Source organism: Moraxella sp. K127, from assembly GCF_015223095.1.
Lineage (GTDB): Bacteria > Pseudomonadota > Gammaproteobacteria > Pseudomonadales > Moraxellaceae > Moraxella.
This window is the reverse complement of the sequence record NZ_JADFBZ010000002.1, coordinates 80,146-91,782: the sequence shown is the minus strand read 5'-3', so window position 1 is coordinate 91,782 and position 11,637 is coordinate 80,146. Positions and strand designations below refer to the sequence as shown.

The 11,637-nt window shown below is 43.9% G+C and carries 8 protein-coding genes; 6 read left to right on the top strand and 2 right to left on the bottom strand.

The genetic code is table 11. From position 1 onward, the window contains the following. Nucleotides 1–367: 367 nt before the first annotated feature. The gene (ccoG, locus tag IM753_RS00940) at nt 368–1,717 is read right to left on the bottom strand and encodes a cytochrome c oxidase accessory protein CcoG (RefSeq protein WP_194108437.1); all 1,350 of its coding nucleotides are present in this window, start codon (nt 1,715–1,717) and stop codon (nt 368–370) included. Nucleotides 1,718–2,410: 693 nt separating this feature from the next. On the opposite strand from ccoG, the gene IM753_RS00935 reads away from it, so the two are divergent. Continuing rightward, nucleotides 2,411–6,025, top strand: coding sequence for a YadA-like family protein (locus IM753_RS00935; RefSeq protein ID WP_194108435.1), 3,615 nt, complete (start codon nt 2,411–2,413; stop codon nt 6,023–6,025). Between the two features lie 93 nt (nt 6,026–6,118). Next, nucleotides 6,119–7,042: an OmpA family protein gene (locus tag IM753_RS00930; protein WP_065256477.1), complete on the top strand. Its 924-nt coding sequence runs from the start codon at nt 6,119–6,121 to the stop codon at nt 7,040–7,042. Between the two features lie 109 nt (nt 7,043–7,151). On the opposite strand, the gene IM753_RS00925 is transcribed toward IM753_RS00930, so the two are convergent. Beyond that, nucleotides 7,152–7,535, bottom strand: a complete 384-nt coding sequence (locus IM753_RS00925) for an SCP2 sterol-binding domain-containing protein (RefSeq protein WP_065256476.1) — start codon at nt 7,533–7,535, stop codon at nt 7,152–7,154. A gap of 619 nt (nt 7,536–8,154) precedes the next feature. On the opposite strand from IM753_RS00925, the gene ccoN reads away from it, so the two are divergent. The 4 genes from ccoN to ccoP are packed head-to-tail and all read left to right on the top strand — an operon-like array spanning nt 8,155 to nt 11,553. Then, on the top strand, nt 8,155–9,645 hold the full coding sequence (ccoN, locus tag IM753_RS00920; protein WP_194108434.1) for a cytochrome-c oxidase, cbb3-type subunit I: 1,491 nt from the start codon (nt 8,155–8,157) through the stop codon (nt 9,643–9,645). An 11-nt stretch (nt 9,646–9,656) separates the two neighbouring features. Then, a complete protein-coding gene (ccoO, locus tag IM753_RS00915) occupies nt 9,657–10,295 on the top strand; it encodes a cytochrome-c oxidase, cbb3-type subunit II (RefSeq protein WP_062500077.1) in 639 nt (212 codons plus the stop codon). Beyond that, a complete protein-coding gene (locus IM753_RS00910; RefSeq protein ID WP_062500079.1) occupies nt 10,295–10,474 on the top strand; it encodes a CcoQ/FixQ family Cbb3-type cytochrome c oxidase assembly chaperone in 180 nt (59 codons plus the stop codon). The genes ccoO and IM753_RS00910 overlap by 1 nt, the downstream gene beginning before the upstream one ends. Next, nucleotides 10,471–11,553, top strand: a complete 1,083-nt coding sequence (gene ccoP / locus IM753_RS00905) for a cytochrome-c oxidase, cbb3-type subunit III (protein WP_065256474.1) — start codon at nt 10,471–10,473, stop codon at nt 11,551–11,553. Before IM753_RS00910 ends, ccoP begins: the two co-directional genes overlap by 4 nt. The last annotated feature ends 84 nt before the right edge of the window (nt 11,554–11,637 follow it).

Below are 11,637 nucleotides of genomic sequence, written 5' to 3'. Positions count from 1 at the left end.
ATCTGCCCTTTTTGATTGTTTGATATAATCTTTAACGTCAAAATACACCAGTTGGTAGTAAAGTGCGTATTACGAACCAATCAGATTTTTCATTTAAAAGGTGGTGGCATGCACTTTGCCATATAAAAAATTACCCTGTTCTAACTTTGTGCGATTGATTTGCGAAGGGAAAATTGCAATCTGCCCTATAACCCAAAAATAATCATTGAAAATCAATAAGTTGTAACTCTAAGTTGAGATTGAAGTAAGTCATTAAAAATACAAATTGATGTGATTGCGGTTAATTCACGATATAAACATTGTCCCCATTGTAACAACAAAAACAAAACCCTGTCATCAGACAGAGTTTTGTTTTGTGAGATTGTTTTTAGGGCTTATAGACAAACACGTCTTGTCTGCTGGCACTGTACTTGCCATCTTCGGTGTAGACGGTGATGGTGACAGGCATGGTACCACTGATTTTGGCAGGGTCGCCAAAGATGCTCACAGGCAAGTCATACGGCTCATTGGCTTTGAGTGGTAGCTCCTTAAAGCGAGATTTTAAGGTCAAGCCATCGACAGGTTCTAGTTTGACTTTATAGACTTGTCGCTCATTGGTCTTATTGACGATTTTTAGGACATAACTGTTCTCTATCATGCCATCACGTCCGATACTACTGATTTGCTGACGGTTGTGGCGAATCTCTAGCTCTAAGGGGTCACGCCCTGTGGCTACCATCGCTGCGACCACCACCAACACGCTAAGGATAAAGATGTAGGCAAAGATACGAAAACTGATGATTTTGGTTTTCTCTTTGTGGACAAGCTGACGCTCGGTGGTGTAGCGAATCAGACCACGGGGATAGCCGACTTTATCCATAATCTCGTTACACGCATCGATGCACGCTGCACACTGAATGCACTCTACCTGCAAGCCGTCTCGAATGTCAATACCAGTAGGACACACCTGCACGCACATGGTGCAGTCCACACAGTCGCCGTAGCCTTCGGGTCGAGATCCTTTTTTGCGAGCCCCACGGGGTTCGCCACGGTCATAGTCGTAGGAGACAAGCAAGGTGTCTTTGTCAAACATGACCGACTGGAAACGACCATAAGGGCAAAAATGGACACACATATGTTCACGCATATAGCCTGCATTTATGTGTGTGACAAAAGTGATGATACCAAAGAATATCCATGTCATCTTGCTCCAACCCATAAAGAACGGTGTTGCCCCATTAAAGAATAGGTACTCCGTCCCGACCACAAGTGACATGAATGTCATGGCGGTAATCATGCTCATCACGCCCCAGATGGCATGGATAAGCATGAGTTTGGCGATTTTTGAGGCGCTCATCGGTTCTTTGTCGAACTTGATGCGTTTGTTACGCTCGCCCAGTACCCATTTCTCTACGTGCTGATACAAGTGTACGTAGATGGTCTGGGGGCAGGCATAGCCACAAAACACCCGCCCTGCATAGACCGTTACCATGAACAGCGTAAAGGCAGCAATCATAAAGACAAAGGCAAAAAAATAAAAGTCCTGTGGCATAAACGTCGCCCCAAAGATATAAAACTTTGGTTCGGCGACATCAAACTGTATCGCCTGACGACCACCCCATTTTATCCACGGTAACACCAAAAACATGACCAAAATGGCATACATACTGACCAAGCGAATGTTCTGATATTTGCCTAAGACAAAGCGTGGATGCACCCGTTTCTTGGTGGCGTCCATGTCCTTAGAATGCGGTATCAGCTTTTCTGGTGGGGGTTTTGGTTTTTTGGGTTTTTTTGGGGGGGTGGCGACGGTGTTAGTGGCAGGCGTGGTGTCGCTTGCTTTGGGGTCAAAAACTTTGGGTGTGGCACCGTTGTCTTCTGTGTTTTTTACAGAATTATCTGGTTGTTCTGACATGATATAACCTTAGCTGTTGGGGCGAGTACTCGCTCTTGGCTGGGCATGATTGATACTGATTTTTAATTTGGAATAAATATATTCTACACCTTTTCCATAATTTTTTAAAGGGATTAATTGTCCCATGGTAGAGTGTTTTTATCGGTGTGGTTTATAATTTTATTGCTGTTTGTTTTCTTGGTTGTGTATATTCATGAGTGAGCTTATAAAAGGCACTTTATGTTATGTTGGAATATTCTAATATTTATCTGGCATGATTTTTGCATGATTATTAAGTGATTGAATCAAAATAAGTTACCAAAGTGGGTAATCATACTCACGGTGCCTTATTTTATAATTGATGGCTGTGATGATCTGTGCGTTTTATGGTCATGCTCTGGCATGACCAACTAACAAACTTTTATCGCAACTTGTCAAAACTGACAAAATTTGTCAGTTTTGACATGACGTCAATGATCTAAGTCAATTTTAGCATAAGCCTTTGCTTATTGTGTTAACCTTAACCAAGGAAAAATTATGAATAATGTTTATCGTGTCATTTGGAACAAGTCCACCCAGACTCTCCAAGCGGTCTGTGAATTTGCCAAAGCACAAGGTAAATCATCGGCAAAAATGGTCGGTTCAAACAACCTGCCAAAATCCGCTACCAAGGCATTTGCCTTAACCGCATTGGCAGTAGGAATGATGTTGTCATCATCGGCATGGGCACAGACTTTAGAGAATAAAACAGCAGGCAACAGATCCTTAGCTATAGGAGGTGCCAATGGTACCTCTGCTAAAGTGGGACAAAAAGTTGAGAATGGCGATGATGGCATTGCTATCGGCGATAATGCTTTGGCGGCAGTTAAGCACGACAGTAAAAATGGTAGCAAACCCGCCCAAAACGTCGCTATCGGCGTAAATTCAGAGACGGTCTATGGGGGGGTGGCGATTGGCTATAAGGCGAGCACCTTTAAGACTCCTAAAAACTCTCCAGGTTCAACGTTTAGTCACGGAGATTCAGGCGACCATGCACAATCAGTAGCCATCGGTTATGAAGCCACTGCTTCAGGAGACCAATCAGTCGCTTTGGGTGCTCAGGCGAGAGCAGAAGGTAACTCATCGATTGCCATTGGTGGTGATGATTTGGATAGAGTAGCATCTAACAGCCCACCAGAATGGAATAAAACTGATAACAACGATACTTCAAATAACACAGATGTGGCAAAAAAATATAAGGAAATTACCAAAGATTATCTAGTTGATTTTAGTGACCAAAATAAACGCTATACCGCAACCAAAGCAGAGGAAGCTGCGGTAGCTATCGGTATTCAGTCTCAAGCAGGTAAGTTGGCAACGGCGTTCGGTACTCGTACGAAAGCTTCTGGCATCACATCAGTCGCTTTGGGCGTAGGTGCGAGCGCAACAGAAGATGGCTCTTTTGCAGCGGCAGCTGGTGCAAAATCAACAGGTAAGTCATCTATTGCTTTAGGTGTTGCAGCCAAAGCCACTCAAAAAGAGGCGGTTGCTGTTGGTAAAAATGCAAAAGCCGAGCACGCAAACTCTGTCGCACTGGGTTCAAACTCAGTAACCACCGAAGCCACCGCCCAGGAACAAGGCACGGTTAATGGTGTTACCTATGGTAACTTTGCCGGTGTTGGCTCTGCCGAAAAAGGTTCAGTTTCTGTTGGTACAAAAGATGCGGAACGCCAAATTAAGCATGTGGCAGCAGGGGAGATTTCTGATAAGTCAACTGATGCCATCAACGGTAGCCAGCTGTATATGGTTGCAAAAGGCACTTTGGAACAAATGCCTGTGGTTTACACCAATAAAAACGGTGTCAAGGTATTTAAACAACCTGATGGCAAATTTACCGATGCCGAGGGTAATACCCATGCTCCTGCCGACATTATTGCATCCATGCAAAATGCTGATGGCTCAACCACTGCCCCAATGGTTCTTAGAAATGTTGCCAGCAATTTGCCAGCGACTTACAACAATGATGCTTATAATAAGAATAAGGATTCTGTGACAAAGTCAAAAGCATTGCCTGATAATGTCAATGTTAACAACGCTGCCACCGTCGGCGACGTGCTAAATGCCGGCTGGAATCTACAGGGTAACGGCGTGGCCAAAGACTTTGTCAAAGCTTATGATACCGTCAACTTTGTGAATGGTACTGGCACAACTGCAAAAGTAACCAGCAATGCCAAAGGCACTTCTAGTGATGTTACCTTTGATGTGAATACCGACGGCACCACCATCACCACCAACTCAAGTGGTCAAATCACTGCCAACACCACAGGTCTTACCAATGGTACTGACGGTAAAGTAAATACCCCAAGCGATGCTGACAAAGGCAAACTGGTGAATGCCGGTGATATTGCCAATGCCATCAATAACGCAGGCTTTAATGTCCAAACTAATGGTGGTAATAAAGAGCTTGTCAAAACTGGCGAAACTGTAAACTTTGTCAATGGTGACAATATCCAAATCACCAATGATGGCAAAAAAATTACCGTTGCCACCGCCAAAGATGTGACGTTTAATTCTGTAACGACAGGTAATACTACTCTGAAAAATAACGGCCTGACTATTGCCGGCGGTCCTTCCGTTACCAATACCGGTATCAATGCCGGCAATAAGAGAATCACTAATGTGACTGCCGGTACAAAAGATACCGATGCGGTAAACTTGAAACAGCTGAAAGATTCACGTACAACCGTTCAGTCCAGCGACAACAGCATCAGCGTAACCCAAACCAAAAAAGGCGGCCGTTTCGATTACGATATCAAAGTAAATAACCAAGTTATTGTAGAAAATGCCCAACTGCCTGTGGTTTACACCAACCAAGACGGTGACAAACTAACCAAAGCACCTAACGGCAAATTCTACAAGCCAGAAGAAATTGCCAAAGCAACCTTGGTAGGTGACAAATACTATGCACCAGATCAGCTTGAGGGTGGCAAACCGAAACCCGGTGCCACTGCCATTAACCCAACTGCCAATAACAACGTCATTGCATCCATGCAAAATGCTGATGGAAGCACAACAGCACCAACCACACTTACTAATGTAAAATCAAACCTGCCAAGTACTTATAATAATGATGTTTATAACACTGGCAATAAACCTGTAACCACAGGACAAACGCTACCTGAAAAAATCAATACCAGTAATGCGGCAACTGCTGGCGATGTTTTAAACTCTGGCTGGAATCTACAGGGTAACGGCGTGGCCAAAGACTTTGTCAAAGCTTATGATACCGTCAACTTTGTGAATGGTACAGGCACAACTGCAAAAGTAACCACTAATAAAGAAGGCACTTCTAGTAATGTGACCTTTGATGTGAATACCGACGGCACTACCATCACCACCAAGAAAGTTGCTGACCCAAACAATCCAGGCAAAACCATCACTCAAGTAACAGCAAATACCACCAAACTGGGGGATGCCAATAAAGACGGCAAAGTCGATACGCCTAGTGATGATAATAAAGGCAAGTTAGTGACTGCTGGCGACATTGCCAATGCCATCAATAACGCAGGCTTTACCCTAACCGTCCAAGGTAAGAATGGCTCGTTGGTTAAGCCAGGTGCTACCGTTAACATGAAAAATACTGACAAAAATATTGTTATTGATAAATCAGCTAATAGTAATGACGTGGTTTATAACCTAGCCAAAGACATTACCGTTGACAGTGTTAAAGCAGGCAACACCACCCTCAACAATAATGGTGTTACCATCAATAATGGTCCATCGTTTACCAAAGATAAAGTTGATGTTGCGGGTAATAAAATCACGGGTGTTGCAGATGGTGATATCTCAGCCACCAGTAAAGATGCGATAAATGGCAGTCAGCTGCATGCAGTCGCTAGAAAAGTTGACAATCTAAATGCTCGCATTGATGGCGTGGCAGATGATGCCAATGCTGGTGTGTCATCAGCGATGGCAATGGCGGCTCTGCCCCAGGCCTATCTACCGGGTAAATCTATGCTGACAGGTGGTATGGCAAGCTATAATGGCGAAGGTGCGGTGGCTGTCGGTTTCTCCAAGCTCTCTGATAACGGTCGCTGGGTGCTCAAAATGTCAGGCTCTGCCGATACCCAAGGTAACGCAGGGGTGGCAGTGGGTGCAGGCTTCCACTTCTGATTGGGCTTATTCTTGCATCCACTAAGTGTGGGTGCAAGATTTCATCACAAGATTTTATGATAAGATTTTATCAAAGTTAAACCAAGGAATACCATGAAAGCATTAACTCTAAGTGCAACCATTCTAGCCACACTTTTTGTGACGGGCTGTATGGGTACAAAACAGCTAAGCTCAAACATCTCAGAGCGTGGCACCATTGACAACAAAGACGACATTGTTTTTCCAGAGCTTGACAAAGCATGGCAAAAAGATGGGCAGTTCCCTAACAGAGAGAATCTCTCCAAGATTCGTCCGGGGGTTGCCAAAGATGAGCTGTATCAGCTTATTGGTCGTCCACATTTTAATGAAGCGAACCGTGCCCGTGAGTGGGATTACATCATGAAGTTCTACCAAGCGGACAATTCGGTCAAAATTTGCCAATACAAGGTGATTTTTGATGACAAATTCAAGGGTCAAGAGTTTTATTGGTTGCCTGCTGACTGTGCCAATTATGCCAAGCCTACCCCAAATGCGACTTCTGTGGCGGCACCTGTCATCGCAGCACCGATTGCCAGAGAGAAAATCACGCTTGAAGCGGATGCGCTATTTAAGTTTGACAAATGGCAGTTAGAAGACATGCTCCCAGAAGGGCGTGCTAAGCTCGACGAACTTGCCACCAAGCTCATCGCATGGGAAGCCCGTGGCGACAGCCGTGTGAATCTAACAGGTCATACCGACCGTTATGGCGATGACATGTATAACATGAACCTATCCATGCTCCGTGCCCAAACCGTTCGCCAATACTTGATTGGCAAAGGCGTGACATCGAGTACGCTGACCGCATCAGGAGCGGGCAGAACTCAGCCACTGCCACACGTCATCTGTGATACCAACGCCCCCAGAGCTGAGCAAATCCGATGCTTACAGCCCAACCGCCGTGTGGAAGTTGATGTTACCGTGTATGCCTTTGCTGATGATGGCACACGCCACAATATCCGCCAAGGCGACACTTACCAAAATTTCAATGATGGCAAATAACTGGGGTATATTAAATATCTCCCCAAAAAAACAAAACCCTGTTTATGGCAGGGTTTTGTTTTGGGTGTTATGTGGTTTTAAGCCATTTTAAGCCATGTGGTTTTAAAAACTAAAACTCCGTCACGCCCAAAATTTCTTTGTACAGTGCTTTTTGTTCAGGGCTTGGTTTGGCAGATTGTAATGCCATGACCGCTGACATGTCGCCATCAATGCGAATTTTGCCCATCATAAAGGCTTCTAGGGCGACATTGACGTCTTTGCCCGAGATGATTTGGGCGAGTGTGTCGCTGTCGATGTTGATAGTGCTGATGGCATTATTGACATGGTGCTGACCCAATTTGCCAGCATTTAGGTGTAGCTCTTTGGGGTCGTCGCCTGTGATGCTGACATTGACAACAAGGTCGGCAAGACTCGGTGGTAAGTTTAGCTCGCCTGCTTTGGTGTTTAGGGTTTGGACTTCATCAAACCATGCTTGACTTAAAAATTTTGCCATAAAAATAACTCGATGATAAATAAAGATGACTCATTATAAAGCAAAAATTATTCAAAAAGCAGACTTTTTATAAAAATACCACAAAATTCATCAGATTTTCATCAATTTTATTTTTAAAAATTAAATTAATAATTAAAAAATGATTAATTTTTCATTTAATAAAAACCAAATGGGTTTGGTGAAAGTTTTTAAACTTAACAAAAAGTGGTCTTTTTTGATTAAAAAAATTGATTAAAATCGTCAAAAATTGGCAAAAGTTACAAAAAATTTTAAAAAAATGTGAAAATTTTCATTTATTTTTTACAAAACATACCCGAAAACTTACAATTGTGTTGTATAATACACGGTGAAAAACCCGCCGCAATACCCTATTGTGAGTGTGGATTTAACGCAAGCCAAACTCATCGTGAGTAAGCCAGTCATAGGAAAGATTGTGGTCATTGTTTGATTGTTATTTTTTCCTTAATTTTTTTAAGGTTTTTTTCCTAAAAACTGATTTGAAATGATGATATTTGGCAAATTTTGCGTTACAATAGACAAATATAGTTAAAAAACGTAAATTTGATGATTAATCTCATCAAACAACGAAACAAATCGGGCTGCACAGGAAACCTATCCCATGAGTCTATCTAAAACAGCAGTAGCCCCATCAGTTGACCATGAATACGAAATTACGATTGTTCGTCTTTTCACGCTCATGGCAGTATTTTGGGGTATTATTGGCATGACGGTTGGTGTATTCATTGCATCACAGCTTGCATGGCCAGCACTTAACTTTGATACATCTTGGCTGTCCTTTGGACGTTTAAGACCACTTCACACCAATGCGGTCATTTTTGCCTTTGGTGGTTGTGCACTTTTTGCAACATCTTATTACATTGTTCAGCGTACTTGTAAGACAAGACTGTTTGCCCCTTATCTTGCTTGGTTTACCTTTTGGGGGTGGCAAGCGGTCATTGTGGGGGCGGTCATTACCTTACCATTGGGTCTGACCACTGCCAAAGAATATGCCGAACTAGAATGGCCCATTTCCATTGGTATAGCCTTGGTGTGGGTGGCATATGCCATTGTATTCTTTGGCACGCTCATCAAACGCCAAACATTGCACATCTATGTGGCTAACTGGTTCTTTGCAGCGTTTATTATCACCATTGCACTGCTTCATATCGTCAATAATCTTGCCATTCCTGTGAGTATGTGGAAATCTTACTCGCTCTATGGCGGTGCAACAGATGCCATGGTTCAGTGGTGGTATGGGCATAATGCGGTAGGTTTCTACTTAACAGCAGCGTTCTTGGGCATGATGTATTACTTCATCCCCGTGCAGATCGGTCGCCCTGTGTATTCTTATCGTTTGTCCATCGTTCACTTTTGGGCATTAATCGCTTCGTACATGTGGGCAGGTGGTCATCACTTGCATTATTCAGCATTGCCTGACTGGACCCAATCTTTGGGCATGGTATTCTCGCTCATTCTATTCGCTCCTTCTTGGGGTGGTATGATTAACGGTGTACTTACTTTATCTGGTAGCTGGGATAAATTGCGTACTGACCCCATCATTCGCTTTTTGATTGTGGCATTGTCATTTTATGCCATGAGTACCTTTGAAGGTCCTATGCTGTCCATCAAAGAAGTGAACGCCATCAGTCATAATACCGACTGGACAGTCGGACACGTACACTCTGGTGCGTTGGGCTGGGTTGGTATGGTAACCATTGGTTCTATCTACGTGCTGTTGCCACGCATCTATAACAAAGCAAAAATGTACTCAACCAACCTTATCACAGTGCATTTTTGGCTTGCGACCACAGGTACGGTTCTGTACATTGTTGCTCTATGGATTTCGGGCATTACCCAAGGCATGATGTGGCGTGCAACTAACGATGATGGTACATTGTCTTATGACTTCATCCAGACAGTTGTGGTATCACACTGGCCTTATGTGGTGCGTGCATTGGGTGGTCTATTGTATGTTGGTGGTATGCTTGTGATGGCTTATAACTGTTATAAGACCATTAAGATGCCTAGCATTCCTGAGCGTCTTGCCGAGCCTGAAGAGGTTAATACAGGTCGTGATGAAGTCTTTGATAATGATGCTGTCAAAGCATAAGGGGGGCAGCCATGTCTAACATTACACATGAAATTGTTGAAAAAAATACCGGCTTACTCGTTGTTTTTATTGTGATTGCGATTAGCTTTGCAACTTTGGTTGAGATTTATCCATTGCTTTTTGACCAAAATACACCAGAGCAAGGCGGTGTGAATAAGCCACTTCCCAACATGCGTCCATGGACAGCATTAGAATTAGAAGGTCGTGACATTTATATCCGTGAAGGTTGTCACGTCTGCCATACTCAGATGATTCGTCCTCTTCGTGCCGAAGTTGAGCGTTATGGACCTTATAGCCGTGCCGCAGAGTCTACATGGGATCACCCATTCTTATGGGGTTCTAAGCGTACTGGTCCTGATCTTGCTCGTGTTGGCGGTCGTTATTCTGACCAATGGCACATTGACCATTTGATTGACCCACGTGCGGTAGTGCCTGCATCAGTCATGCCCGCCTATCCTTGGCTTGCCAAGAATGAGGTGGATGGTAAGAAGATTCAAGCAAAAATGCGTATCTTTAAAGACCGTTTTGGCTTGCCTTATACCGAATCTGATATTGAAGCGGCGCCCGACCAAGTACAGGGGGCAACCGAGCTTGATGCATTGGTCGCTTACCTGCAACAGCTTGGTATCGCCATGCAGGGTCAACGCTAATGAATTGGGGCGTTTTACATAGTATCGCAACGGTGGGGGCATTTATTGCTTTCATCGGTGTGGCGTGGTGGGCATACTCACCAAAAAACAAAAAACGCTTTGAAGAAGACGCACAACTTGCGTTAGATGATCACCAATTAGAAGAGTCGTCATCACAACGCACTAAGGATATACAATGAGCTTTTTTTGGAGTTCTTGGATTACCATCTTTTCGCTGGCTTGTTGGGCTTTCATTTTTGGGGTGCTTGTTTGGACTCTAAAAACCAAGCCAGTGCTAGAAGAAGATGAGACGACAGGACATTCATACGACGGCATTCGTGAATATGATAAGCCCTTGCCAAAATGGTGGCTTGTGGTGTTCTTTGGGACTTTGGCTTGGGGTCTAGGATATTTTGTATTATACCCTTCAATCCAGCCAAATAGTTGGAAAGGCATCACAACCGTAGAAGTTGATGGTCAACAAGTGCCTTGGACATCAGAGAACGAGCTAAATAGCCAACTACAAGCCAACAATAAAGTTTTTACTGAAAACTTTGAACAAAACATCTTGGCGGCGGCTGGTGCAACTGATGCTGTACCTGTACTGGCAAAGTTGTCTGAGCTACAAGCTGAGCAACGCAAAAATGCTGAGCCTGATTCAGACTTGCAAGCCAAAATCGATGAGCAGGTTAAACTGCTTGCTCCTTATGTAGATAAGCTATCAAGTGACCCAGAAGCCCAAAAAGTGGGTAACCGTCTGTTCTTACAAAACTGTGCTCTGTGTCATGGTCTCAACGCCAAAGGTGCAACAGGTTATCCTGATCTAACGGACGATGACTGGCTCCATGGTGGTAATGCAGATGAAATATTGCTAACCATTCATAATGGTCGTGTCGGTGCAATGGCGGCGTGGCAGAAACAACTGGGCGAGTCTGGTGTTCGTGCTGCTGCTGAATACGTACTGTCTATCGCTAGCGGACATGGCTCTGGGGTAGATAATGGTGAGCTTAATCAATCATTGGTGGCACAAGGTAAGCCCATCTTTGAGGCCAACTGTGTGCTATGCCATGGTGCTGACGCTAAAGGTCTAACTGCATTTGGTGCACCTAACTTGACTGATGATATTTGGCTATTTGGCGGTGATCGTGAATCGGTACAAACAACCATTCGTCATGGTCGTGCTGGCGTGATGCCCGAGTGGCAAACCAAGCTAGGTAACGAGCGTATCATGTTACTTGCAGCTTATGTACGTTCACTGTCACAAAACCCTGTCGAATGATAAATCATTGACTCAACAAAAAGACCTTCATGTAAGGTCTTTTTTATGCGTGTTAATAAAATAAAAGCATGATGGATTATTTAC

What these genes read in the sequence shown, in the direction of transcription:
- ccoG (WP_194108437.1), bottom strand. Translation starts at nt 1,717, where the DNA reads ATGGACGCCACCAAGAAACGGGTGCATCCACGCTTTGTCTTAGGCAAA.
- IM753_RS00935 (WP_194108435.1), top strand. Translation starts at nt 2,411, where the DNA reads ATGAATAATGTTTATCGTGTCATTTGGAACAAGTCCACCCAGACTCTC.
- IM753_RS00930 (WP_065256477.1), top strand. Translation starts at nt 6,119, where the DNA reads ATGAAAGCATTAACTCTAAGTGCAACCATTCTAGCCACACTTTTTGTG.
- IM753_RS00925 (WP_065256476.1), bottom strand. Translation starts at nt 7,535, where the DNA reads ATGGCAAAATTTTTAAGTCAAGCATGGTTTGATGAAGTCCAAACCCTA.
- ccoN (WP_194108434.1), top strand. Translation starts at nt 8,155, where the DNA reads ATGAGTCTATCTAAAACAGCAGTAGCCCCATCAGTTGACCATGAATAC.
- ccoO (WP_062500077.1), top strand. Translation starts at nt 9,657, where the DNA reads ATGTCTAACATTACACATGAAATTGTTGAAAAAAATACCGGCTTACTC.
- IM753_RS00910 (WP_062500079.1), top strand. Translation starts at nt 10,295, where the DNA reads ATGAATTGGGGCGTTTTACATAGTATCGCAACGGTGGGGGCATTTATT.
- ccoP (WP_065256474.1), top strand. Translation starts at nt 10,471, where the DNA reads ATGAGCTTTTTTTGGAGTTCTTGGATTACCATCTTTTCGCTGGCTTGT.